19 protein-coding genes are annotated in these 23,619 nt (G+C 66.6%); 10 read left to right on the top strand and 9 right to left on the bottom strand.

The features are described 5' to 3' along the window. The first annotated feature begins 577 nt into the window (after window positions 1-577). Window positions 578-1,690 carry a glycine cleavage system aminomethyltransferase GcvT gene (gene gcvT / locus QMZ26_RS18970; RefSeq protein ID WP_079222842.1) on the top strand — a complete coding sequence of 371 codons (1,113 nt, stop codon included), beginning with the start codon at window positions 578-580 and terminating at the stop codon, window positions 1,688-1,690. Between the two features lie 94 nt (window positions 1,691-1,784). After that, window positions 1,785-2,180, top strand: coding sequence for a glycine cleavage system protein GcvH (gcvH, locus tag QMZ26_RS18975; protein ID WP_200733963.1), 396 nt, complete (start codon window positions 1,785-1,787; stop codon window positions 2,178-2,180). 324 nt (window positions 2,181-2,504) lie between these two features. On the opposite strand, the gene QMZ26_RS18980 is transcribed toward gcvH, so the two are convergent. After that, complete coding sequence (locus tag QMZ26_RS18980; RefSeq protein WP_283222353.1) at window positions 2,505-2,843, bottom strand: hypothetical protein; 339 nt, start codon at window positions 2,841-2,843, stop codon at window positions 2,505-2,507. 111 nt (window positions 2,844-2,954) lie between these two features. Here QMZ26_RS18980 and QMZ26_RS18985 point away from each other — a divergent pair, with 111 nt between their 5' ends. Further along, window positions 2,955-3,470: a hypothetical protein gene (locus QMZ26_RS18985; RefSeq protein WP_283222354.1), complete on the top strand. Its 516-nt coding sequence runs from the start codon at window positions 2,955-2,957 to the stop codon at window positions 3,468-3,470. 87 nt (window positions 3,471-3,557) lie between these two features. On the opposite strand, the gene QMZ26_RS18990 is transcribed toward QMZ26_RS18985, so the two are convergent. After that, window positions 3,558-4,451 carry a LysR substrate-binding domain-containing protein gene (locus tag QMZ26_RS18990; protein ID WP_283222355.1) on the bottom strand — a complete coding sequence of 298 codons (894 nt, stop codon included), beginning with the start codon at window positions 4,449-4,451 and terminating at the stop codon, window positions 3,558-3,560. A gap of 114 nt (window positions 4,452-4,565) precedes the next feature. On the opposite strand from QMZ26_RS18990, the gene QMZ26_RS18995 reads away from it, so the two are divergent. Continuing rightward, complete coding sequence (locus tag QMZ26_RS18995) at window positions 4,566-5,324, top strand: SDR family oxidoreductase (protein WP_283222356.1); 759 nt, start codon at window positions 4,566-4,568, stop codon at window positions 5,322-5,324. 118 nt (window positions 5,325-5,442) lie between these two features. Here QMZ26_RS18995 and QMZ26_RS19000 read toward each other — a convergent pair whose 3' ends face one another. Further along, a complete protein-coding gene (locus QMZ26_RS19000) occupies window positions 5,443-6,843 on the bottom strand; it encodes a serine hydrolase domain-containing protein (RefSeq protein ID WP_108769672.1) in 1,401 nt (466 codons plus the stop codon). A gap of 284 nt (window positions 6,844-7,127) precedes the next feature. On the opposite strand from QMZ26_RS19000, the gene QMZ26_RS19005 reads away from it, so the two are divergent. Then, window positions 7,128-8,456: an MFS transporter gene (locus QMZ26_RS19005; protein ID WP_283222357.1), complete on the top strand. Its 1,329-nt coding sequence runs from the start codon at window positions 7,128-7,130 to the stop codon at window positions 8,454-8,456. Between the two features lie 79 nt (window positions 8,457-8,535). Beyond that, on the top strand, window positions 8,536-8,892 hold the full coding sequence (locus tag QMZ26_RS19010; RefSeq protein ID WP_079222835.1) for a DUF1304 domain-containing protein: 357 nt from the start codon (window positions 8,536-8,538) through the stop codon (window positions 8,890-8,892). A gap of 134 nt (window positions 8,893-9,026) precedes the next feature. On the opposite strand, the gene QMZ26_RS19015 is transcribed toward QMZ26_RS19010, so the two are convergent. Together QMZ26_RS19015 and QMZ26_RS19020 are read right to left on the bottom strand one after the other, a co-directional pair. After that, complete coding sequence (locus tag QMZ26_RS19015) at window positions 9,027-11,504, bottom strand: acyl-CoA dehydrogenase (RefSeq protein ID WP_283222358.1); 2,478 nt, start codon at window positions 11,502-11,504, stop codon at window positions 9,027-9,029. Further along, window positions 11,501-12,418, bottom strand: coding sequence for an alpha/beta hydrolase (locus tag QMZ26_RS19020; RefSeq protein WP_108747205.1), 918 nt, complete (start codon window positions 12,416-12,418; stop codon window positions 11,501-11,503). Before QMZ26_RS19020 ends, QMZ26_RS19015 begins: the two co-directional genes overlap by 4 nt. Window positions 12,419-12,559: 141 nt before the next feature. Between QMZ26_RS19020 and QMZ26_RS19025 the strand changes: the two genes are divergently transcribed. Further along, window positions 12,560-13,162 carry a TetR/AcrR family transcriptional regulator gene (locus QMZ26_RS19025; protein WP_079222832.1) on the top strand — a complete coding sequence of 201 codons (603 nt, stop codon included), beginning with the start codon at window positions 12,560-12,562 and terminating at the stop codon, window positions 13,160-13,162. Between the two features lie 137 nt (window positions 13,163-13,299). Here QMZ26_RS19025 and QMZ26_RS19030 read toward each other — a convergent pair whose 3' ends face one another. The 3 genes from QMZ26_RS19030 to QMZ26_RS19040 all read right to left on the bottom strand — a co-directional run bounded on the left by QMZ26_RS19030 (window position 13,300) and on the right by QMZ26_RS19040 (window position 18,302). After that, window positions 13,300-16,056 carry a TonB-dependent receptor gene (locus tag QMZ26_RS19030; protein ID WP_283222359.1) on the bottom strand — a complete coding sequence of 919 codons (2,757 nt, stop codon included), beginning with the start codon at window positions 16,054-16,056 and terminating at the stop codon, window positions 13,300-13,302. Between the two features lie 375 nt (window positions 16,057-16,431). Then, window positions 16,432-17,289 (bottom strand): hypothetical protein, encoded by an 858-nt coding sequence (locus QMZ26_RS19035; RefSeq protein ID WP_079222830.1) that lies wholly within the window; start codon window positions 17,287-17,289, stop codon window positions 16,432-16,434. A 119-nt stretch (window positions 17,290-17,408) separates the two neighbouring features. Beyond that, a complete protein-coding gene (locus QMZ26_RS19040; RefSeq protein ID WP_079222829.1) occupies window positions 17,409-18,302 on the bottom strand; it encodes an Hsp33 family molecular chaperone HslO in 894 nt (297 codons plus the stop codon). 77 nt (window positions 18,303-18,379) lie between these two features. Between QMZ26_RS19040 and mtgA the strand changes: the two genes are divergently transcribed. The 3 genes from mtgA (at window position 18,380) to QMZ26_RS19055 (ending at window position 21,040) form a co-directional block, all read left to right on the top strand. Next, window positions 18,380-19,135, top strand: a complete 756-nt coding sequence (gene mtgA / locus QMZ26_RS19045) for a monofunctional biosynthetic peptidoglycan transglycosylase (protein WP_283222360.1) — start codon at window positions 18,380-18,382, stop codon at window positions 19,133-19,135. Window positions 19,136-19,629: 494 nt separating this feature from the next. Next, entirely contained in the window at window positions 19,630-20,649 is a 1,020-nt protein-coding gene (locus tag QMZ26_RS19050) for a glycosyltransferase family 2 protein (protein ID WP_283222361.1), read from the top strand. After that, entirely contained in the window at window positions 20,609-21,040 is a 432-nt protein-coding gene (locus QMZ26_RS19055) for a CBS domain-containing protein (RefSeq protein WP_079222826.1), read from the top strand. The genes QMZ26_RS19050 and QMZ26_RS19055 overlap by 41 nt, the downstream gene beginning before the upstream one ends. A gap of 575 nt (window positions 21,041-21,615) precedes the next feature. Here QMZ26_RS19055 and QMZ26_RS19060 read toward each other — a convergent pair. Next, on the bottom strand, window positions 21,616-23,589 hold the full coding sequence (locus tag QMZ26_RS19060; protein ID WP_283222362.1) for an AsmA family protein: 1,974 nt from the start codon (window positions 23,587-23,589) through the stop codon (window positions 21,616-21,618). Between the last annotated feature and the right edge of the window lie 30 nt (window positions 23,590-23,619).

Below are 23,619 nucleotides of genomic sequence, written 5' to 3' on the forward strand. Positions count from 1 at the left end.
GGGGGGGGGGGGGGGGGGGGGGGCCGCGCCCCCCCCCCCCCCCCCCCCCGGGGGGCGCGCCCGCCCCCCCCCCCCGCCCCCCCCCCCCCCCCCCCCCCCCCCCCCCCCCCCACCCCCGACAGTTTCCGTGCGCGTCCAGCCCACGGAAAAGAAATAAAGAGCAAAAGCCGGTCGCTGCGCTCGCAGGGTCGGGTCCCTTTCCGCAGGAAAGGGCTCCGACCCCTCTCTATATATGTATCGACATCCACATCTGCTCTTGCCTTTGCTCTGCTCTGGCACTTGCCAACCGTCACCACGGAACCTGGCAGGGGTGGGGCGGTGTGGCCGCGCGGGGGTGTCCGCGGCATGGATGCCGCGGCCAAGCCCCCAGGGATGGGTTTACGGCGTCCCCCGCGCGGTCACGCCGCCCCGCCCAAACCCAGACAACCCAGAGCCGACGAACCCAGGCTCTGCGCTTGTAGAAAAGCGGCGCCGGCCGCAGGCCGGCCAAACACAACCCCCGCTGCGCTGCGGCACGCCTGGCGCCGACCGATCTGGGATAATGGCCGTTCTTGTTTACCCTGCTGCCGGACCGGTCATGACCCAGAAGACGCTGCTCAACGATACCCACCGCGCCCTCGGCGCCAAGATGGTCGATTTCGGGGGTTGGGACATGCCCATCCACTACGGCTCGCAGCTGGACGAACACCACCTGGTGCGCCGCGAAGCCGGTGTCTTCGACGTCAGCCACATGACCGTGGTCGACCTGCGCGGCGAGCAGGTCAAGCCGTTCCTGCGCCGCCTGCTCGCCAACTCCATCGACAAGCTGAAGGTGCCGGGCAAGGCGCTCTACTCGTGCATGCTGAATCCGGCCGGCGGCGTCATCGACGACCTGATCGTCTACTACCTCGCCGATGACTTCTTCCGCATGGTCGTCAACGCCTCCACCCGCGAGAAGGACCTGGCCTGGCTGCGCGAACAGGCAGCGCCGTTCGGCGTCAGCGTCGAGCAGCGCCCGGACCTGGCCATCCTCGCCGTGCAGGGCCCGCAGGCGCGCGACAGCGTCGTCGGCCTGGTCGGCGGCGCCGACCGCGATGCGCTGGCCAAGCTCGGCCGCTTCGCCGCCCTGCAGGTCACGGCGGACGACGGCGTCGAACTGTTCGTCGCCCGCACCGGCTACACCGGCGAAGACGGCTTCGAGATCCTGCTGCCGCAGGACGCCGTGGTCGCGTTCTGGAACCGCCTGCTGGCGGCGGGCGTGAAGCCGGCCGGCCTCGGCGCGCGCGACACCCTGCGCCTGGAAGCCGGCATGAACCTGTATGGCCAGGACATGGACGAAGCGATCAGCCCGTACGAAGCGGCGCTGGCCTGGACCGTGTCGCTGGACGAAGGCCGCGACTTCATCGGCCGCGACGTGCTGGAGGCGCAGAAAGCCGCCGGCAATGCGCGCCAGATGATCGGCCTGGTGATGGACGAGAAGGGCGTGCTGCGCCACGGCCAGGCGGTGACCACCGCTGGCGGCCAGGGCGAAATCCTGTCCGGCACGTTCTCGCCGACGCTGGCCAAGGGCATCGCCTTCGCCCGCGTTCCGGCTGGCGAGCTCGGCCAGGTCACCGTCGACATCCGTGGCCGGCAGGTGCCGGTGCGCGTGGTCAAGTTCCCGTTCGTCCGCGAAGGCCAGGCCCAGCCCGGCGTGCTGGCCGACGCCTGATCCGAACGTGCCGGTCGTCACTGACAGCAGTGGCGGCCGGTTGGTTACACTAGCCCCGATTTTTCCACCCCCTGCAAAACCTGGAGCAGTTCCCATGAGCGAGATCCCCGGCGACCTCAAGTTCCTCAAGTCCCACGAGTGGGCCCGCGTTGAAGGCAACGGCCGCGTCACCGTCGGCATTTCCGACCATGCCCAGGGCCTGCTGGGTGACCTGGTCTACGTCGAGCTGCCCGAAGTCGGTGCCGACGCCAAGGCGGGCGAGCAGATCGCCGTCGTCGAGTCGGTCAAGGCCGCCTCGGACGTCTACAGCCCGGTCAGCGGCACGATCGTCGAGGTCAACTCGGCGCTGTCGGACAAGCCGGAAACCATCAACGAAGATGCCTACGGCGAAGGCTGGATGTACGTGGTCGAGCTGACCAACGCCGACGAGCTCAACGAGCTGCTGGATCCGGACGCGTACGCCGAAGCCCTGGAAAACGAAGACCACTGAGTCCTCGCTTCCTGCTTCCAGAACGGCCACCTTCGGGTGGCCGTTTTCGTTCCAGCCTCCGTCGTCGACTCATGCCATCGGGTTCGCGGCACACCTTCGGCATGGCATCAGGCGGCATCGAACGGCGCGATCAGGCGTGCGCAGTTTTGCGCAAATCCGCGTTTCCGTCCCGCGTTTGCGTGTTCGGATGTGAAAACTTTTACCCCCCGTTGCAGACCCGTTGTGGTGCGGCGGGCGAGTGCGATGGCGTGTGCCGGACGACGTGGTGCATGGCGCGGCATCTGTCGTCGCCTATCAACGCAGAGTGCTTATTTCAAGCGTTTTTTATTCAGCAGGTGCGATCACGTGTTGCTGCGCGTGACGTTGGCGGTGCGCGATGCAGGGCCGGGAAGGTGCCGCGTGGTGGCGGTGCCGGCGGCGTTCGGATGGACGCGGATGTGAAATTTTTTCGCGGGGGTTGTTGACAGTAAAAAAAACCGTGATTAGGTTTCGCCTCAGCAGACCTTGCCTGCCAAACCGAGTGCGCAGAATCAATCGTCCGATGCGAAGCAGCCCCTTCAAGACCACCGCGATCCTCATGACGGTGGACATGGCCCCGCTTCCCCCGGAGAAATGCAAGGCATCTCCCGTTCCGATGCCCGCTCCGCCGATCGAGGCGGGCATTGCCGCATCCGTAACGGCGCGCCTGACGCGCCGGCGGTCCCCGCACGCAGCAACCGCGGGTTTGATCCACCTGGGCGTTTCAACTCCCTATCACTGACGAGGAGCCATCCCATGGCAACCAAGAAAGCTGCGAAGAAAAAGCCCGCCGCCAAGAAAGCGGTGAAGAAGGTCGCTAAGAAGGCCGCTGCCAAGAAGGCAGTGAAGAAGGTCGCGAAGAAGGCGACCGCCAAGAAGGCCGTGAAGAAGGTCGCCAAGAAGGTCGCCAAGAAGACCACTGCGAAGAAGGCAGTGAAGAAGGCGGCGAAGAAGGTCGCCAAGAAGCCGGCAAAGAAGACCGCGAAGAAGGCCGTCAAGAAGGTCGCCAAGAAGACCACTGCGAAGAAGGCAGTGAAGAAGGCGGCGAAGAAGGTTGCCAAGAAGCCGGCAAAGAAGACCGCGAAGAAGGCCGTAAAGAAGGTCGCCAAGAAGGCAGTGAAGAAGACTGCCAAGAAGGCCACTGCGAAGAAGGCCACCAAGAAGGCTGCCCCGAAGAAGGCTGCCAAGAAGGTTGCCAAGCGCAAGCCGGCCGCCCGCAAGAAGAAGGCCGCTCCGGTCGCTCTGCCGGCAACCCCGGCGCCGCTGATCTAAGTACTTCCCGATAACCGTACCCTGAAACCCCCTTCCCTGGCTGCCCAGCGGGGAGGGGGTTTTTTTATGGGCGACCGCAGGCCGACTCTACCTGTGCGGCGCCGGAGGAAAGCGCTCCACCAGGAAGTCGACGAAGCTGCGCAGGCGGGTGGATGGGTAGCGGTCGTGGGAATAGACCACGTGCATCGGCCGGCCGGTCCGGCCATGTTCCGGAAACAACTGCACCAGGCGTCCGGCGGCGACGTCGGCGGACATCAGCTGGTTCGACTGCAGCACGATGCCCAGCCCATGCAGTGCCGCCGCACGCAGCGCTTCGCCATTGTTGATCTGCAGGCGCGCAGCGGCGATATGCTCCAGCCCGCCAGCATCGCCCTCCCGCCACTGCGCCAGCGCGCTGGGACTGAATGACAGGCACTGGTGCGCTGCCAGGTCGGCAAGCGTGCGCGGCGTACCGTGGCGGGCGAGGTAGGCCGGCGAGGCGCACATCATCAGCCGGTAGGGCGTCAGCGGGCGGGCGACCAGCGTGCTGCTGTCGGCCAGGGTGCCGATGCGCAGCGCGGCCTCGACGCCGTCCTCGGCCAGGTCGACCACGCGGTCGCTCAACGTCGCCTCCACCCGCACGTGTGGATGGCGCTGCATGTACTCGGCCAGGGCAGGCACCAGCGCGTGCGTGCCGAAGATCACCGGCGCGCTGATGCGCAGCGTACCGGCCGGTGCCAACTGCTGGTGCGCGGCCTGCGCATCGGTCTCCTCGACCAGCCGCAGGATGTCCCTGCAGCGTGCGTAGTAGTCCTCGCCGAAGGGCGTCATGTGCTGGCGGCGCGTGGTGCGGCTGAGCAGCTGCATGCCCAGCCGCGTTTCCAGTGTACGCAGGTGCTTGCCGGCCATGGTCGCTGAGATGTCCATGGCCGCCGCCGCTGCACTGAGACTGCCCTTGTCCACGATCAGCACGTAGACCTGCATGCTTTCCAGCAGGTTCATCTGACACCCCGGGTGTTGAATGCTGAAACCTGCGCGGAGTTTATCAATCAGGGGTGATCGAAGAGCATGCGCTGCATGGGCCGGATGTGCCGGCGATGCAGATGGGAGAACACCATGGATCTGAAGCTTGAAGGACGGACCGCGCTGGTCACCGGCGCAGGCAGCGGCATCGGCGCTGCGGTTGCGCGGCAGCTGGCGGCGCTCGGCGTACGCATCGCGATCACCGCGCGGCGGCAGGAGCCGCTGCAGGCGCTGGCGGCGGAGATCGCCGCTGGCGGTGCAGCCGCGCCGCTGATCCTGCCGGGTGACCTCACCGACGCCGCGCAGGTGGCACGCATCGCCGCTGGGGCCCAGGACGCGCTGCAGCGCGTGGACATCCTGGTCAATGCCGCGGGTGGCTCGCGGCCGACGTCTGTCGACGCCGCTGATGACGTATGGGAGGAGGCGATGGCGCTGAACTTTTCCGCGTCGCGGCGGCTGACCCAGGCGCTGTTGCCCGGCATGCAGGCGCAGGGCTGGGGGCGGGTGATCAACTTCAGTGGCTCGATGGAGCCGCGTGCGGTGAATGCCGCCACGGCGGCGAAGGCCGCGCTGCACCTGTGGAGCAAGGGCCTGTCATCGGAGGTGGCGGCGCAGGGCGTGACGATCAACACCCTCGCGCCGGGGCGCATCAACAGCGCGCAGATCCTCGGCCGCCTGCATCCCACCGAGGAAAGCCGGCGAGCGTTCATCGACCGTAACATTCCCATCGGCCGCTTTGGCGAACCGGAGGAGGTGGCGCCACTGGTGGCATTTCTCGCGTCGCCGCTGGCGGGCTACATCACCGGCGCGGTGATCCCGGTGGATGGCGGCATGCACTACTTCGCGCACTGAGCCTGCGTCTGCTTCACCGCCGTGGGTAGAGTCGACTGTCAGTCGACTGCGTTTCGATCCGGCACCGCGGGAGTCGACTGACAGTCGACTCTACCCATCACCGGCAAGGCAACCGCGCTCAGCGCGGCGAGGCCACGGCGCGGTTGCCCGAGGCGCCCTTGCCCTTGCGCTTGTCCTGCTGCGCCGGGGTCGCGCCCTCGGCCATCAGGCTGTCGCTGCCGAAATCGGTGTCCACGTCCAGCCAGCGCTGCGCCGGCAGGCCCAGCGCCGAATCGAGCACGGTCGGCAGCAGGCCGCTGGGCAGGCCGCTCTCGCCGTTCCACAGGATGGCGATGCCGAGGTCACGCTCCGGCACCAGTGCGACCAGGCCGCGATAGCCCTGCACCGCACCGGCATGGAAGACCACGTCGTGGCCGGCGTAATCGAAGGTGCGCCAGCCCAGCGCGTAGCCGGCCGAGTGCAGGCGCTCACGGCGCCAGCCCGAGCGCATCTCGCCCGGGGTGTTGATCAGGCTCGAATGCAGGGTGGCCAGCAGCGGTGCCGGCAGCACGTCGGGGCGATGCCCGGTGTGTGCCAGCAGCCACTGCGCCATGTCGCTGGCACTGGCGTTGACGCCGGCGGCCGGGGCGACGCGGTAGTAGGTCGGCTTCGGCGTCAGCGATACCCAGCCATTGCGGCTGCGCACGTGCGGGCGCGCCCAGCGCGAGCTGGCCTGGATGCCGGCCAGGCCGAGGCTGGCATCGTTCATGCCCAGCGGCTTGAAGATGCGGCGCTCGACCGATTGTTCGTAGAAGCTGCCCGAGGCGGCATAGACCACGTCGCCGATCAGGCTGAAGGCCACGTTCTGGTAAGCGTAGCAGTCGCCGGGCAGGCACTTCAGGCTGGTGTTGGCCAGCTTCTGGGTCAGCGAGTAGTACTCGGCGTTGCCTTCGATGTCGCGGTCGTAGGCGTTGTAGGGCAGGCCGACGCGGTGGCTGAGCACATCGGCCACGGTCAGGCGGTCGGTCGCTTCGGGCGAATTGAGGCGGAAGCCCGGCACGTAGTCGGTCACCTTGCTGTCCCAGCGCAGCGTGCCGTCGTTGACCAGCAGGCCGGCCATGGTGCCGGCGAAGGCCTTGGACAGCGAGGCCAGGCGGAACACGGTATGCGCATCGACCGGCAGCGGATTGTTGACGTCGGTGACGCCGTAACCGCGCGCGCTGAGCACGCGGCCGCCCTGCACGATGGCCACGGCCATGCCCGGCACGCGCTCGCCATAGGTGAGCTGCTGCGCCATCGATTCAATGTGGGCGACGTTGAAGCCTGCGGCAGGCAGCTGCACCTGCGGCACCAGCCCGGTGCGGTACGCCGCCGGCTGGGTGTGGGCGATGCCCGGGCCCGCGGCGGTTTCGATGTTGGTCGGCATCGGCGGCAGGGCCGGCGGTGTCTGCGCGGTGGTGGACAAGGCCACGGGCATCAACATGCCCAGCAAACCGGTGGTCGCCGCCCGGACCGGGCGACGCAGGTTGTTCATTTTCATCGGTTGGACCCGTGCGCGACTGCTGTTTGTGATTCTAGCGCCGCTTTTCGCCTGTGCACAAACAAAGCGAAGATGAATGCGCATCTGTTTGAAAAAGTTGGATTTTTGACGCTCGGCGACAGGGTCTGGACGCGACCGCAGACGGCTTCCGCATGAGCCCGCCTGCGGGCATCGCGCACGGTGTGCTGGCGATGTTGCAGTGCATTGTCTAACGTACGCGCTTCACTGCCCCCGGAGCCTGTCATGCCGCCATCCAACTGCCGCGTCCCGGCCGGGGCCACCGCGTGAGCGGGGCCACTGGCAAGGGGCCGCTGCGCGGGCTTGTGGCGGCGCTGCGCGAATCGCCGGCGCTGTGGTGGTCGTTCCTGTATTTCTTCTGCCTGCTCAGCGGCTACTACGTGCTGCGCCCGGTGCGCGAGGCGATGGCCGCCTCGTCCGATCTGGAGACGGTGTTCCCGCCGCTGCTGATCGGCTGGTTCGCCAGCCACGGCATCGCCCTGAAGGACTTCGTCCTGCAGTTCCTGTTCAGCTGCGTGTTCCTGATCATGCTGGTGCTGCAGCCGGTCTATGGCTGGCTGGTCAGCCGCTTCCCGCGGCGGGTGTTCCTGCCGGTGGTGTATGGCTTCTTCATCGCCACCCTGCTGGTGTTCTACGTGCTGTTCGACAGCGGCGTGCCGGGGCGGGGCATGGCCTTCTTCCTCTGGGTGATGGTCTTCAACCTGTTCGCGGTGGCCGTGTTCTGGAGCTTCATGGCCGATGTCTTCAGCAACGTGCAGGCACGCGCGTACTACGGTTACATCGGCGCGGCCGGCACGGTCGGCGCCTTCCTCGGCCCGGTCCTCACCAGCGCGCTGGTGCAGCGCGTGGGCATCGCCAACCTGATGCTGGTCTCGGCCGGCTTCCTGGTGGTCTGCCTGTTCTGCATCTGGCGGCTGCGGCACTGGGCGGTGCTGCGCGAGCGCGAGCAGCAGCTGGTGTCCGGCGAAAAGCCGATGGGCGGCAGCGTGCTCGATGGCCTCAAGCTGATCGTGCGTGAGCCGCTGCTGCGCTGGCTGGCGGTCCTGGTGGTGTTCGGCGTGGGCGTGGGCACCCTGCTGTACAACCAGCAGGCCAGCATCGTGCGCGCGGCCTTCAGCGACCCGGCGGCCAGCACCGCGTTCTTCTCGCGCATCGATCTGGCGGTCAATGCGCTGACCCTGCTGCTGCAGCTCAGCCTGACCCGCTGGCTGCTGTCGCGCCATGGCATCGCACCGGCGCTGCTGATTCCTGCCTTTGCCATCCTGATCGGCTTCTCGGTGCTGGCCGCCTCGCCGTTGCCGATGATGGTGGCGGTGGTGCAGGTGCTGACCCGGGCCAGCGAGTTCTCGCTGTTCAAGCCCGCCCGCGAGACCATCTACACCCGCGTGGACCGCCAGTGGCGCTACAAGGCCGGCGCGGCCATCGACACCGTGGTCTACCGCGGTGCCGACCTGAGCTTCACCTGGGTGCACAAGGCGCTGTCGCTGTTCGGATCGCATGTGGTGTTCGCCGGCGGCATGCTGGTGGCGGCGTGCATGACCCTGGCCGCGTTCGGCGTGCTGCGCGAAGAGAAGAAGCTGCCGCGCGACCGCTGAGTCGCGCGGGGTCGGATCCCTCTCCCATGGAGAGGGCTCCGACCCCATCACCCCATCAATCCATCCAAGGAAATCCGCCATGTACTGGATCGCACTCGCCCTGACCCTGCTGGTCGCACTGCTGCACGTCTACTTCCTGGTGCTGGAGATGTTCCTGTGGACCCGCCCGCTGGGCCTGAAGACGTTCCGCAACACCCCGGAGAAGGCAGAGATCACCCGCGTGCTGGCGGCCAACCAGGGCCTGTACAACGGCTTCCTCGCCGCAGGCCTGTTCTGGGGCCTGTTCGACCACCTGCCGATGCTGGTGAATTTCTCGCTGGGCTGCGTGATCGTGGCCGGCTGCTACGGCGCCTGGAGCGTCAACAAGCGCATCTTCTTCATCCAGGCCGTGCCGGCCCTGCTGGCGGCGGTGGCCTGGTGGTTCGTGCCGGCGTAATCGTTTTGTAGAGTCGAGCTTGCTCGACTGCTTTTTCGGGCCCCAGTCGAGCAAGCTCGACTCTACGGTTGCGGTGCACAAACAAAAACGGCGGGCCGAAGCCCGCCGTTTCCGTATGCGCATGACGCAGGCGATCAAGCTGCCTGCGAATGCGGGTCCTTGTGCTGGCGGTCGTAGTAGCTGGCCGCACGCAGTTCGTGGGTGTCGAAGTCGTCCACGGTGATGGTGTCCAGGGTCAGCGTGCGCAGTTCTTCCAGCAGGCTGCGCTCGTCCTGGGTGATCACGCCTTCGGCCACGGCTTCGTCCAGCTGCGCCTTGAAGTCCAGCGCCTCGATGCCCTTGCTCTTCAGCGCCTTCAGGAACTTGCGCTCCACCGGCTCGGCCATGATCGCCTTGCTCAGGTAGCTGTTGATGCGGCCACCCGGGTTGTTTTCGCACGGGGTCAGGAACACGCCACTGGCCAGGCGGTCGCGCGCCTCGTTCGGCGCCATCAGCAGGGCGGCGACACGACGGCTCAGGCGGTCGCCCGGGGCTTCGGCACGACGGCCGAGCGGGAAGATCAGCGCCCACATCAGCCAGCCGATCGGACGGATCGGGAAGTTGCGCAGGGCCGCCGACAGCGACTCTTCGATCTTGTGCACGCTGTCATGGAAGGCCCAGGCCAGCAGCGGCTGGTCGGCCTGCGGTGCGCCTTCGTCGTGGTAGCGCTTGAGCATGGCGCTGGTCATGTAGACATGGCTCAGCACGTCGCCCAGGCGGCCGGACAGCGATTCCTTGAACTTCAGCTTGCCGCCGAGGGTCATCATCGAGATGTCGGCCATCAGCGCCAGGTTGGCCGAATAGCGGTCCAGCTTGCGGAAGTAGCGGCGGGTGTAGGCATCGCCCGGGGCGGCACCGAAGCGCGCACCGGTCAGGCCGAACCAGAACGAACGCACGGCATTGGAGATGCCATAGCGGATGTGGCCGAACAGGCTGCGGTCGAAGTCCTGCAGGCCGGCACGGGTGTCCGGGTCCTGCGCGGCCTTCATTTCCTTCAGCACCCACGGGTGGCAGAGGATCGCACCCTGGCCGAAGATCAGCAGGCTGCGGGTCATGATGTTGGCGCCTTCCACGGTGATCGCGATCGGCGCGGCCTGCCAGCTGCGGCCGGCGAAGTTGCGCGGCCCGAGGATGATGCCCTTGCCGCCGATGACGTCCATCATGTCCGAAATCACTTCACGGCTCATGCTGGTGCAGTGGTACTTGGCGATTGCCGACGGCACCGACGGCACGTCGCCACGGTCGACCGCAGCGGCGGTGGCCTGCGACAGCGCGCTGATCTTGTAGGCCTTGCCGCCGATGCGGGCCAGCGCTTCTTCCACGCCCTCGAAGCGGCCGACCGACAGGCCGAACTGCTTGCGGATGCGCGCGTAGGCGCCGGTGACCGCTGCGCCGGCCTTGGCACCGCCACTGGCGGTGGAGGGCAGGGTGATCGAGCGGCCCACGGCCAGGCACTCGTTGAGCATGTTCCAGCCCTTGCCGGCCATGGCGGCACCGCCGATCAGCTGGGTCAGCGGGATGAACACATCCTTGCCCTTGATCGGACCGTTCTGGAAGGTCGAGTTCAGCGGGAAGTGGCGACGGCCGATCTCCACGCCGGCGGTATCGCGTGGCAGCAGGCCCAGGGTGATGCCGATGTCGCGGGTTTCGCCGATCAGGCCATCGGGGTCGTACATGCGGAAGGCCAGGCCGATCAGCGAAGCGACCGGGGCCAGGGTGATGTAGCGCTTGTCGAAGGTCAGCTTGACGCCGAGCACCTGCTCGCCGTCCCACTCGCCCTTGCAGACGATGCCGTAGTCGGGAATCGAGGTGGCGTCGGAGCCGGCGAACGGGCCGGTCAGGCCGAAGCACGGCACCTCGCGGCCATCGGCCAGGCGCGGCAGGTACTGGTCCTTCTGTTCCTGGGTGCCGTAATGCACCAGCAGTTCACCCGGGCCCAGCGAGTTCGGCACGCCGACGGTGGAGCTGACCACCGAAGACACCGACGCCAGCTTCTGGATCACCTTGTGGTGGGCCAGCGCGGAGAAGCCCAGGCCGCCGTATTCCTTCGGAATGATCATGCCGAAGAACTTGTTCTTCTTGATGAAGGCCCACAATTCCGGCGGCAGGTCGGCATGGACGTGGGTGATTTCCCAGTCGTTGACCATGGTGCACAGCTCTTCGACCGGGCCATCGAGGAAGGCCTGCTCTTCGGCGGTCAGCTGCGGCTTGGGGTAGTTCAGCAGGATGTTCCAGTCCGGATCGCCGGTGAACAGCTCGCCTTCGAAACCGACCGAGCCGGTTTCCAGCGCGATGCGCTCGGTCTGCGACAGCGGCGGCAGCACCTTGCGGAACACCTTCATCATCGGGCCGGTCAGCAGCGGCTTGCGGATGAACGGCAGCAGCAGCGGCACGGCGATGACGGCCAGCACGGCCGCAGCGACGATCGTGGCGGTCTGGTTGACGTAGGGCACGAACCAGCAGGCCGCCAGCAGCGCCAGGCTGATCAGCGTCCAGGTCAGCAGGCGCATGCGGTGGTAGGCGACGAACGCGCCTGCCAGCAGCAGGGCGAGGAAGGGAAGAACGATGCTCATGAGCGTGCTCCGGTGACGTGCTCGTTTGTGGCGGACGAAGCTGCGGCATCCACCGCAGGCAACACGTCCAGATAGTCCAACACAGTAGCGGTAAAGGCGTCGTTGTCATCACCGGCGACCATGTGCGTGGCCTGCGGCAACTGTACGTGGCGCGCGTGCGGCGCCAATGCCAGGAATTCGGCGACGGTCTGCGGCGTGACCAGATCGCTGCGGCCGCCACTGACCAGCAGCAGCGGGCACTTCACCTGCCGTGCGGCCTCGGCCAGCGCGTCCTGGTGCTGCTCGCTGTCGCGGGCCAGTTCGGCCACCAGGCGCGGATCCCAGTGCCAGCGCCAGCGGCCGTGGCCATCCTCGCGCAGCAGTGCACGCAGCGACTGCTCGGATTTGCGCGGGCGGTGCGGCATGTACGCGGAGATCACGTCGGCGGCCTGTGCCAGCGAGGCGAAGCCATCGGGATGGGCGGTCATGAAGGCGAGGATGCGTTCGACGCCGGCGGTGTCCCAGCGCGGGGTGATGTCCACCAGCACCATCGCCGAAAACAGGCCCGGCCAGCGCGATTCGGCGAGCAGGCCGAACAGGCCCCCCATCGAGGCGGCCACCAGGACCGGCGGGCGCGGCTGCTCGCCGGCGAGCACGATCAGGTCATCAGCGAACTGTTCACCGTGGTAGGGCAGGTCGGCGGCGTTCCAGTCCGAATCGCCGTGGCCGCGCGCATCGTAGGCCAGCGTCTGCAGTCCGGCGGCGGACAGTGCCCGGGCGGTGGCATTCCACGCGTGGCGGGTCTGGCCGAAGCCATGCGCGAACAGCACGCGGCCGCGGCGACCGTGGTCGCTGGCGGTGGCCGCCAGGCGGGCGCCATGGGCCGCCTCCAGGCGCAGGTCATGGAACGCAGCGGGAGTAGGGGACGTAACCATACTCGCTAGTATGGATGGCTGGTGATGGAAGTCAATACCATGCAGTATGGTGCGCTGCGGAAGGTGCCATCCCCCGTGCCGCGACAGTTTCGGCCGCAACGGCGTACTGCAACGAACCCCGCCGTATGGTTAAATCACTCCATGAATCAACCTGACGCTTCTGCCGGCGAACCGCGTGCCGGCCGCAACAGCCGCCTCAGTGCCGAAGACTGGGCACAGGCGGCCCTCGACCTGATCGCTGAACAAGGTGTGGGCGCCGTCGCGGTGGAGCCGCTGGCGCGCCGCCTGGGCGTGACCAAGGGCAGCTTCTACTGGCACTTCCCCTCGCGCGATGCGCTGCTGCAGGCCGCGCTGGAACGCTGGGAACTGTTCGAACAGGAGCAGGTCTTCGGCAGCCTGGAAGACGTGCCCGATCCGCGCGCGCGCCTGCGCCAGCTGTTCCAGATGGTGGCCCACGAAGTGCAGCCGCACATCATCTACAGCGAGCTGCTGAAGGCGCTGGACCACCCGATGGTGCGGCCGGTGATCGACCGGGTCTCGCAGCGCCGCCTGGATTACCTGGTGGCCTCGTTCCGCCAGGCCGGACTCAGTTCGACCGATGCACGCCATCGCGCGCGCCTGGCCTACGCGGCCTACGTCGGCTTCCTGCAGCTGTCGCTGCAGCTGCAGCAGCCCAAGCAGGCACGCGAGGATTTCGAAGCCTACGTCGAGCACCTGATCGAGACGCTGATCCCGAACGGCTGAGTGCGCTTGCGTGTGGCATGAAACAAGGCCGCGGCATTGCCGCGGCCTTTTTCGTGGGTGCCGGCACCGCCAGCGGCGGCACAAAAAACAACGGCCCCTTGCGGGGCCGTTGCTGCAGTTACAGATCAATCAACCGATCAGAACTTCTGCTTGTACTGCATGTACATGTAGCGGCCCGGCAGGTCGTACTGCGGGTCGAACATGTTGTACGAGGTGGAGTAGGAAACCGGCGGGTTCTTGTCCCACACGTTGTTCAGGCCGAGCATGACCGTGCCATTCCACGGCGTGTTGTAGCGGAACTGGACGTCGTGGTAGGTGGTGGCACCCATGTGGTTCTTGCCGTTCTGGCCATCGGAGCAGTAGCCCACCAGGTCGGCGTCACCCACCGGATCGAACGGGCAGTCTTCGGTCATGCCGGACTTGTAGCGCAGGCCGTAGTTGATGCCGAAATCGCCGTACGACCAATCGACGTACACGTTGGAACGGACACGCCAGTACGGATCCTGGTCGAGGTAGCGACCGGCGCGACCATCCAGCGGAGCATCTTCAGTCGACTTGGTGTCCCACTTGGCCAGGTAGGTGCCGTCCAGGCTGATGCTGAACTGACCGAACGAGGTTTCCGGCAGTTTGTACACGATGCCCAGATCCCAACCTTCGACCTTGTAGGACGCCAGGTTCTGCAGCGGCATGTCGACGTTGGTGATGGTGTAGCGCTGGGTGGCAGTACCGTAGTTCGGATCACGGGTGATCAGGCCACAGTAGGCTGCCTGTTCCTGCGGCGAACCGCCGTAGCAGCGATCCATGATGTCCTGGATGGCCGGGCGGGTGATCGCGTTTTCGATCTTGATCTGCCACCAGTCCAGGGTCACGTTCAGGCCCTGCACGAAGCTCGGGCTCCACACCAGGCCCAGCGTCTTGCTGGTCGAGGTTTCCGGCTTCAGATCCGGGTTCGAGGTCCAGGTGAACGGTTCCGGCGTCTGCTTGTTGGCGCCGCTGCCGGCACCCGGCTGCTGGAAGTTTGCCGGCACGCCTTCGGCGGCGCACTGTACGGCAACCGCACCGGTGCGACGGCCGCTGGAGGCCGAGCAGGGATCGGCATAGGTTTCGAACGAATCGGTGTCGCCGCGGTACAGGTTGTTGATGCTCGGCGCGCGGAAGCCTTCGGAGTAGTTACCACGCACCATCAGGTCGTCGATCGGCTTCCAGCGGAAACCGAACTTGTTGTTGGTGGTGTTGCCGAAGTTGCTGTAGTCGGAGAAGCGCGAGGCAATGCTCAGGTCCAGCAGCTTCGCACCCGGCAGGTCAGCCAGCAACGGAACCGACAGTTCCAGGAAGACCTCATCCAGGTCGTAGCCACCCTTGGTCGGTGCGGCGCCGTTGCCGGTGCTCAGGCCAGCAGCAATGAACGCATCCGGATCGAACTGGCCACTTTCCTTACGGCCTTCATAGCCGGCTGCGAAACTCAGCGAGCCGGCCGGCAGCTGGACGATTTCACCGGAGATGTTCGCGTAGTAGCTCTTGGAAACCAGGCTGGCCGAGTCATGCGCGGTGAACGATGCATAGTCCAGTGCTGCCTGGCTGACCGAGCCGAGGCCGCCCAGCGGGTTGATCGGCACGCAGCCCGGAATCACATCGCCGCCTGCGGTCAGGCAGACAGCCTGGCCGCCCTGCATTGCCGACGGGCCATAGGCTTCATCCAGACGCTGCACGTTGAACAGGCCGTAGGTCAGGTCGTTCTGGTCGGTCTTGTCGTAGCGGTAGCCAACATCCCAGTCGAAGTTGCGGCCAGCAAACTCGAAGAAGCCTTCGAAGCCACCGTAGAAGTGCCAGTTCTTGACGTTCTGGTTGAACGAACGGCCGCCGGTTTCATTGAAGCGGCGGTTCACGCCCGTCAGCTCTTCGCCGTACGGGTTGTACATGCTGTCGGCGCTGAGGGTCATGCCGGTGACCGGCATGGCAGCCAGCAGCTGCTCGGACTTGCGTTCGTTGTACATCGCCTCGGTGCGGAAGGTGATGTTGTCGGTGACGCTGTACGAGCCGGTGGCGAACAGCGAGGTGCGCTCGTTCGGGGTCAGCAGGTAGTTGTCCGGCGAAGTGTTGTAGCCGTGGACATTGGAATCGAACGGGGTTTCAACACCGTCGATGATGACGTAGCGCTCGTCATTGCGGATGTACGAGCCCGGGATGCCGGTGCTGCTCTGGCCGCCGAAGAACGGGGGGCCGCCTGCAGAGATCTTGCGATCACCTGCCATGACTGCCTTTTCGTTCACGTAGGACACGCCCATCACGACCGACGCACGGTCGGTGGTGGTGCCGATGGTGAAGTCGGCGGCTTCGCGCTCGCCGTCACCAGCGCTGTACTGGCCCTTGTAGACGTTCGCTTCGGCGCCGTCGAAGTTCTGCTTGGTGATGATGTTCACCACGCCGGCAATGGCGTCCGAACCGTAGATGGTCGAAGCGCCGTCCTTCAGAACGTCGATGCGGTCGATCATCGCCACCGGGATGGTGTTCAGGTCGACGCTGCCGTCCAGGCCGGTGGTCCAGCGGCGGCCATTGACCAGGACCAGGGTGCGCTCGGCGCCCAGGTTGCGCAGGCTGATGCCGGACGAACCATCACCACCGTTGTTGAAGGTGCGGTTCAGCGCCGCGCCGTTGGCGGCGACGCGCTGCAGGATGTCGGCGACCGAGGTCACGCCCTGCTTTTCGATGTCTGCGCGGGTCAGGCTCAGAACCGGCTGCGAGGTCTCGATGTCGGTGCTCTTGATGCGCGAGCCGGTGACCGAGATGCGATCCAGGTTGGTCGCTTCCTGCGCCTGGGCGGTGACGGACGTTGCCGCACCAGCGATCAGCGCGACGACGACAGCGTCACGCAGCGTGTTGGACTTGAAATTCATTGGCTCTCTCTCTCCAAGAAAACTTGGCTGGGGTAATGCCTGCGCACACGGAGCCAAACAGGGCTCCAAAAAATACGAGGCTGAATCGATAGTAACGGCCCCCCCCGAAAAATTAAAGCCGTGTTAATTCACGCAATTCATACGGTTTCACCTGAAAGGAGATATTTGATTTCAATGACTTATGCCGGGGCAGGGCAGGTTGTCGCCGCACCGGACCGATGCAGAAAGGAAAAAAACTTTCAGTAGATAGGTGTCGACGGGTATCGAAATGTACCGAGTCGGCCGTTCAGCCTTGACACAACGGTACAAAAACGAAACGGGCGCCTTGTGGCGCCCGCTGCTGGATACTGGATAGGCCCGGTCGCTTGTACGCGCTTACAGGTCCTGCTCGTAGCGTACGTACGGCACGGTGCCGTCGTCGTTACTTTCGTTGCGCGGGGAGAACGGATTCTTGCCGCGGCTGATCACGTTCTCGGCACCGACGGTCAGTTGCCCCGACCACGGGGTACGCCAGGTCAGGCCGATGCCCAGGCCCTCCCACTTGCCCGGCTTGCCGGGAACGTCAACCACGCGGCCGATGATGCTGCCGGTGAAGTTGCCGTAACCGGCACCCAGGCTCAGGCTTTTGCTGTCCCAGCGGTCGACCAGCGCCGGCGATGCATCGGAAATCGGCACCAGGCGCGCCTTGGCGTAGGTACCGGCGATGGAGACGAAGCCTTCGCGGCCGATGTTGCGCTGGGCGAACACGGTCAGGTCGTTCTGCTCGGCGCGCAGGGACGGGGTCTTGTTCGGCGAGGCCAGCCAGGCCGGCAGCGTCTCGCGGCTGGTGCCGGCGGTGATGCCCAGGCGGTTGACGCCCCGGTTCAACGCGGCGGTGCCGGTCAGGCGACGGGAGTTCGGGCCGATGCCGTCATCGTCATCGCCGAGGCTCGCCAGCATGCACTGGCTGGCCAGGCCGCTGATGCTGGTGCCGCTGCTGCTGTTGCACAGCAGGCCCAGCGAATCGCCCGAGGACAGGCCGAAGGCGGCGTCCAGCGAGTTGCGGCCGAAGTGCCAGCGGGCACCGGCGGCCTGCTCACCGGTCGGTTCCAGGTACAGCAGGGCCTCGACCTTGCCGCTGCCCTTGTTCCAGACCGGCAGCACGGTGCGGGTGTCCTTGCTCTGCGCATGCGCGCCCGTGATCGCGCCAAGGGCGATCAGCAGGGCCAGCGGTAGACGCAGGAAGGTACGCATCGGACCAGTTCAGACAGGGATGAGCAGCGGAAGTTCCCGCTGGGGCGGGAACTCGATCCTAGGGTGTTTATGAAATCTTAACAAGCCTTGATCCTCCCCAGAACACAAGACCTGCTCATTCATTGAAGTCGTTCAGGTGCCGGTACAGTCCCCTCGGCACCGTGGAACAGTATGCCGAACTCCGTCAAAGGAAAGTGATACTCCCGTCCGCAGAATTCGCAGCGCACGTCCACCGAACCGGTGTCTTCGGCGGCCGCGCGGGCTTCTTCCTCACCCAGCGAGACCAGCATCGAGGCCACCCGCTCGTGCGAGCAGGAGCAGCCGAAGGCCAGCGGCCTGCTGCCCATCAGTTCCGGCTTCTCCTCGTGGAACAGGCGGTGCAGCATCTGCTCGGCCGGGGTGGCCAGCAGTTCGGCCTTGCCCAGGGTGTCGAACAGGGCGCTGGCGCGGGCCCAGCCGTCGTCGTCGCCTTCGTCGCCGGGCAGTTTCTGCAGCAGCAGGCCCACGGCGCCGTTGCGGTCGGCGGCCAGCAGCAGGCGGGTCGGCAGCTGCTCGGACTGGCGGAAGTAGTCCTCGAAGGCCTCATCCAGCGCCGGCGCGGTCAGTGCCACCAGGCTCTGGTAGCGCTGCGGTTCGCGCGGGTCCAGGCCCGGGTTCTCGATGGTGATCGCCAGCAGGGCGTCGCTGCCCAGGCTGGACAGGTCGCGCGGCGCGTCGGCGCCGTCGGCCAGCTGGGCGATGCCGCGCAGGGTGCCGGCGGCGGTGCACTCGGCAAACAGGGTGCGCAGGCCGGTGTTGCTGCGCAGCTGGATGGACAGGCGGCCGTCCACCTTGGTGTGGCCGGTGAACAGGGCCGAGGCCACGCAGGCCTCGCCGAGCAGTTCGGCGGCGTTGTCCGGGTAGACGGCGTGGGACAGGATTTCCTGCCAGGTGGCCTGTAGTTGCACGTGCACGCCACGGACGCCGGCGTCGGGCAGCAGGAAGCGGATCAGGGAATCGGGTTGGGCGGTCATCGGCTCACATCGCGCGTAAACAGGGGCGGTTGCCGGATAATGCGCCGACAACCAGGCATGAGAAGGATGCACCAGTAATGGGGGCAGGGGGAGAGCAGGACAAGGTGGAGGCCGCAGGGGCCGCAGCGACCACGCCGGTGCGCCGACGCTGGCGCTGGAAGCGGTTGCTGTGGCTGCCGGTGCTGTTCGTGGGCTTCAGTTGCCTGCAGGTGCTGGTGCTGCGCTTCGTCGACCCGCCGTTGTCCACGGTGATGGTGTGGCGCTACGGCGAGGCGCTGGGCGAGGGTGACTGGTCCTACCGGCTGCATTACCAGTGGCGCGACCTGGACCAGATGGCCCCGAGCCTGCCGATCTCGCTGGTGGCGGCCGAGGACCAGCGCTTCCCCGACCACAACGGTTTCGACCTGCAGGCCATCGAGAAGGCACGTGACCACAACGCCAAGGGCGGGCGCCTGCGCGGGGCCAGCACGATCAGCCAGCAGGTGGCCAAGAACCTGTTCCTCTGGCAGGGCCGCAGCTGGATCCGCAAGGGCCTGGAGGTCTGGTACACGGTATTGATCGAGGCGTTCTGGCCGAAGGAGCGGATCCTGGAGATGTACGCCAACATCGCCGAGTTTGGTGATGGCGTGTACGGCGCGCAGGCAGCGGCACGGACGTTCTGGGGCAAGGACGCGGCGCGGCTGGCACCGGGCGAGAGTGCCCGGTTGGCGGCGGTGCTGCCGGCGCCGCGGCGGTACAACGCGGCCAAGCCGGGGCCGTACGTGCAGCGGCGGGCGGCGTGGATACAGCGGCAGGCCCGGCAGCTGGGCGGGGCGGGGTATCTGGAGGAGTAACGGTTGATCGTTTCGCGGCGCCTTCCGGTTCATGGGTGAGGCGGAGGGCTACCGCAGGCAGGACACGCGGTAAATACGTCCATGTAGCTCGTAGGCGCCGTCCATGGCGCCTACGGTCCTGCCTGCGGTAGCCCTCCGCCTCCGGACAGTTTCCTGCGCGGGCGGAACGAGAGCGGGAATTCAAAAGAAAGAAGCAAAAAGCAGAATCAAAAGCTGTGCCAACCAAGGTTGGCATCTACCAGAAGCGGGTGATCGGCTCTGAAATGCACCGCGCTCGCGGGAACGTGTCCAGAGGCGGAGGGCATGGCCGTGCAGGACCGTGAGGCGCATGGATGCGCCGACCGAGCCCCCATGGATGGGTTTACGGCGTGTCCTGCACGGCCATGCCCTCCGCCTCGTGCTCGCATCAGGAAGGCGCTGCTCTTGAGCTCTGGCTCTGGCCTTTAAAAGCGGGCCGGCGGGCTGCAAGCCCGCCAGCGACGTACAATCAAGGCATGAGCCGCCAACGCCTGACCTTCGTCATCGCCGCCCATAACGAGGAACTGGCGCTGCCCCAGCTACACCCGCGCCTGTGCGCGGTACTCGACGCGCTGGGCGATGTCGACGGCCACATCCTGTACGTCGATGACGGCAGCACCGACGCCACCTGGGAAGTGATCGAACACCTGGCCCATCCCGATCCGCGCGTCTCGGCATTGCGGCTGTCGCGCAACTTCGGCAAGGAGGCCGCGCTGACCGCCGGCCTGGACCAGGTGCGCGAAGGGGCGGCGATGATCCTCGATGCCGATGGCCAGGATCCGCCGGAACTGGTGCCGACCTTCGTCGCGTACTGGAAGCAAGGCTATGACAACGTCTACGGCACGCGCCGGGTGCGCGACGGCGAAAGCTGGAGCAAGCGCGCCACGGCGGCCCTGTTCTACCGCGTGATCGGCCGCCTCTCGCGCACGCCGATTCCCGCCGATACCGGCGACTTCCGCCTGCTTTCGGCGCGCGCGCTGAGCGCGCTGCGCGAGATGCGCGAGCGCCACCGCTTCATGAAAGGCCTCTTCAGCTGGGTGGGCTTCCGCCGCGTGGCCGTGCCCTACCACCGCCATGCGCGACTGGCCGGCAACAGCAAGTTCAGCCTCTGGAACCTGTGGAACTTCGCCCTGGAAGGCATCACCGGGTTTTCCACCGTCCCGCTGCGGGCAGCGACCTACCTGGGCCTGGCGACCGCCGCGGCGGCGTTCGTGTTTGGCGTGTGGGTGATCGTCAAGGCCGCCCTGTACGGCGACCGTGTGGCGGGCTGGCCGACGATGATGGCGGTGATCCTGTTCCTGGGCGGCGTGCAGCTGATCGCCCTGGGGCTGGTCGGGGAGTACCTGGGCCGCCTGTACGAGGAGTCCAAGCAGCGGCCGCTGTACCTGGTTGACGCGTGGCTAGCACCTTCCGTGGCAGACTCGGGCCTGCAACCCACCCTGGGAGGGCAGGCAGATGACGTCGGTACGGCAACTGTTGGACGGCAAGTCCCCTGAAGTGCATGCGGTCGCGCCCGGCGCGGCGGTGATCGATGCGATCCGGCTGATGGCGCAGAAGGGCATTGGTGCGGTGCTGGTGATGGACGGGCCGCGACTGGTCGGGATCCTGTCCGAGCGCGATTACGCGCGCAAGATCGTGCTGCACGATCGTTCCTCGCGCGATACGGCGGTGTCCGAAATCATGACGGCGAAGGTGGTGACGGTGTCGCCGGGCGAGCAGGTGGAGCACTGCCTGCAGCTGGTGACCGACTACCGCATCCGTCACCTGCCGGTGGTGGAGGGCGGATCGGTGCTGGGGGTGATTTCGATCGGCGACCTGGTGAAGGCGGTGATCGACGCGCAGCGGCGGGAGTTGGACCAGCTGCAGCAGTACATCGTGGCGGGGTGAGTTTTTCGCTGGCGGGCTTGCAGCCCGCCGGCCCGCTTTCTGAAGCCAGAGCCAGAGCCAGAGCCAGAGCGCAAGAGCAGCGCCTTCCTGATGCGTGGGAGGCGGAGGGCATGGCCGTGCAGGACACGCGGTAAATACGTCCATGTGGGCTCGATGGCGCCTTGCTCGAGTGCGCTGTCCTGCGCACTCGGCAAGACCGGGTTTGGGCGTCCTGCCCAACCCGCCCGAGGCATGCCTCGGGCCCATGGCGCCTACGGTCCTGCACGGCCATGCCCTCCGCCTCTGGACACGTTCCCGCGAGCGCGGTGCATGCACTCGCAGCCCCCGCTTCTGGTAGGTGCCAACCTTGGTTGGCACAGCTTTTGATTCTGCTTTTTGCTCTTTTCTTTTGAATTCCCGCTCTCGTTCCGCGCGCGCAGGAAACTGTAAGGAGGCGGAGGGCTATCGCAGGCAGGATCGTAGGTGCCATGGATGGCGCCTACGAGCTACATGGACGTATTTACCGCGTGTCCTGCCTGCGATAGCCCTCCGCCTCGTCCCATGAACCGGAAGGCGCCGCGAACAACGCTGTAAACCTACTTGGCGTACTGCCCACCGCAGTTGGCATCCTTGCCCGGCCCCGTTTCGATCGTGGCCAGCAGCGCTGCCGGCGGGGCGATCGTCCCCAGGGCCAGCGCAACCGCACCGCGCAGGCCCAGGGCCTTGAAGTCCGGGCGGAACGAGGGATCCTTGAACGTGCCGCCGATGCGCAGCGGTGAACGCAGCACCAGGATGCTCTTGTCCTTCGGCCGCGGCTTCAGCAGCAGGTCCATCTGCTCGCCGCGCAGGCTCACGGTGCCTTCGCCGATGATGATGGTGTCGGTGGTGTCCACCGCCAGTGCGCGGCTGGTCATCAGGCCGTCGCGTACGCCGAAATCGGCGAAGGCGCAGCGCAGGGGAATCTGCCGGTCACCGGTGAACAGGAATTTCAGCGACTCGGTGATGTCCAGGCCAGCCAGTTCCATCACCAGGTTGCCGACATGGCCGCGGCCCATCGCCACGCCGACATCGCCGCTGCTGCTGCCGAGCATCGCGGCGATGGAGTTGCCGCGGCCGGCCAGGTCGATCTGGCCGCTGATACCACCCTTGGCCTGTTCGGCCAGCTTCGCATCCGGGAACAACTGGCCCAGCTGCACGCCGCGCACGCTGGCCTTCAGGGCCGTGGCAATCTGCGGCTGGCGCGCGTCCATGCGGATGGTGCTGCGGATGTCACCGCCGGCGACGCCGAAGTTGAGCGGGTCCAGGCGCAGCACACCGTCGTCCAGCAGCAGGTGCGCGTCCATGTCATCCAGCGGCAGTGAGGGCGCATTGATGCGGTGGGCCTTCCAGCGCACGTCGGCATCCATCGCGCGCAGCTTGCCCAGGTTGTACGGGGTGTCCGGCAGTACCCGCGGGCTGGCGGCAACCTGCGCAGCCTGTGCCTTCTGTTCGGCGTTGGCGGTCTCGCCGCCGCCGGTCTTCGGCGGGGCACCGACGAAGCCGGCGAGGTCGTCGAAATCGAGCCGGCGCGACTCCAGGGTAGCGGTCAGGCGCGGACGCTCACGGCCCACTTCGAACTGCAGGGTACCGCCCAGGTCGCTGTCGCCGACCTTGCCGGTGAACCCTTCGTAGCGCCACACGTTGTGGTCGCGCTTGAGCCGGCCGTCGAGGGCATACGGCGGCGAGGGCGGTATGGCGATGCCGAGCAGCGGGTAGAGGTCGGCCAGGTCCTGGCCACTGAGTGCGAACTGCAGGTCGAACACCTGCAGCGCGAACGGGTTGGTCAGCGTGCCGGTTGCCACGGCGTGGGTGCCGCCGGCGCGACCGTCCAGATGGATGCGGAACGGATGCTCGCTGTCGGTCAGCTGCAGCGGCGATTCAGTGCCGCCACTGAGGGTGAACGGGTTGCCCTGCCAGCGGCCCTGGCCTTTCACCAGCAGAGGGGGCGCGGCGTCGGCCTGTTTCGGTTCACCACTGCGCACGCCGACGCGGATGTCGGTGCGGCCCAGCGCGTCGAGGAACTGCAGGCGCCCGTCGTCGATGCGCAGGCCCTTCAGTTGCAGCGAGCTCTTGCCATCGCTGGCGGGCAGGAAATCCCAGTTGCCGGGCTCGCCCTTGCGCGGGGCGGTTTCCAGCAGGACGTCGGGGCGGGTCAGGCGCACTTCGGGCAACTGGATGCTGCCGCGCAGCAGCGGCCAGACCCGGATGTCGATCTCCACGCGATCCGCGTTGGCCATGTTGGCCTGCTTGGACCACGTGGCATTGGCAAAGGTGATCGCATCGGCGCGGATGGTGCTGGTACGGCCGAGGTCGACGTCCAGGTGGCCGATGTGCAGGGCGCGCCCGGTACGGGCCTGGACCGCGCGTTCCACCGGGCCCTTGAACCAGTTCCAGTCCCACAGTGCGATGAGGATCAGCAGTGCGGCCAGCAGGAACACCAGCACGGCCAGCCAGCGCTGGCCACGCGGGCCGGGGCGGCGAAGTCGCCAGCGCGTCGTGCGCGGCGCAGCAAGGGCAGGGGCAGCATTCACGCTGCCATGGTTGCCCCATCCGGGTGGACG

Source organism: Stenotrophomonas sp. PFBMAA-4 (assembly GCF_030053215.1).
GTDB lineage: Bacteria > Pseudomonadota > Gammaproteobacteria > Xanthomonadales > Xanthomonadaceae > Stenotrophomonas.

Coding starts and splice junctions, on each gene's coding strand:
- gcvT (WP_079222842.1), top strand. CDS start 578: ATGACCCAGAAGACGCTGCTCAACGATACCCACCGCGCCCTCGGCGCC.
- gcvH (WP_200733963.1), top strand. CDS start 1,785: ATGAGCGAGATCCCCGGCGACCTCAAGTTCCTCAAGTCCCACGAGTGG.
- QMZ26_RS18980 (WP_283222353.1), bottom strand. CDS start 2,843: ATGCCCGCCTCGATCGGCGGAGCGGGCATCGGAACGGGAGATGCCTTG.
- QMZ26_RS18985 (WP_283222354.1), top strand. CDS start 2,955: ATGGCAACCAAGAAAGCTGCGAAGAAAAAGCCCGCCGCCAAGAAAGCG.
- QMZ26_RS18990 (WP_283222355.1), bottom strand. CDS start 4,451: ATGAACCTGCTGGAAAGCATGCAGGTCTACGTGCTGATCGTGGACAAG.
- QMZ26_RS18995 (WP_283222356.1), top strand. CDS start 4,566: ATGGATCTGAAGCTTGAAGGACGGACCGCGCTGGTCACCGGCGCAGGC.
- QMZ26_RS19000 (WP_108769672.1), bottom strand. CDS start 6,843: ATGAAAATGAACAACCTGCGTCGCCCGGTCCGGGCGGCGACCACCGGT.
- QMZ26_RS19010 (WP_079222835.1), top strand. CDS start 8,536: ATGTACTGGATCGCACTCGCCCTGACCCTGCTGGTCGCACTGCTGCAC.
- QMZ26_RS19015 (WP_283222358.1), bottom strand. CDS start 11,504: ATGAGCATCGTTCTTCCCTTCCTCGCCCTGCTGCTGGCAGGCGCGTTC.
- QMZ26_RS19020 (WP_108747205.1), bottom strand. CDS start 12,418: ATGGTTACGTCCCCTACTCCCGCTGCGTTCCATGACCTGCGCCTGGAG.
- QMZ26_RS19025 (WP_079222832.1), top strand. CDS start 12,560: ATGAATCAACCTGACGCTTCTGCCGGCGAACCGCGTGCCGGCCGCAAC.
- QMZ26_RS19030 (WP_283222359.1), bottom strand. CDS start 16,056: ATGAATTTCAAGTCCAACACGCTGCGTGACGCTGTCGTCGTCGCGCTG.
- QMZ26_RS19035 (WP_079222830.1), bottom strand. CDS start 17,289: ATGCGTACCTTCCTGCGTCTACCGCTGGCCCTGCTGATCGCCCTTGGC.
- QMZ26_RS19040 (WP_079222829.1), bottom strand. CDS start 18,302: ATGACCGCCCAACCCGATTCCCTGATCCGCTTCCTGCTGCCCGACGCC.
- mtgA (WP_283222360.1), top strand. CDS start 18,380: ATGGGGGCAGGGGGAGAGCAGGACAAGGTGGAGGCCGCAGGGGCCGCA.
- QMZ26_RS19050 (WP_283222361.1), top strand. CDS start 19,630: ATGAGCCGCCAACGCCTGACCTTCGTCATCGCCGCCCATAACGAGGAA.
- QMZ26_RS19055 (WP_079222826.1), top strand. CDS start 20,609: ATGACGTCGGTACGGCAACTGTTGGACGGCAAGTCCCCTGAAGTGCAT.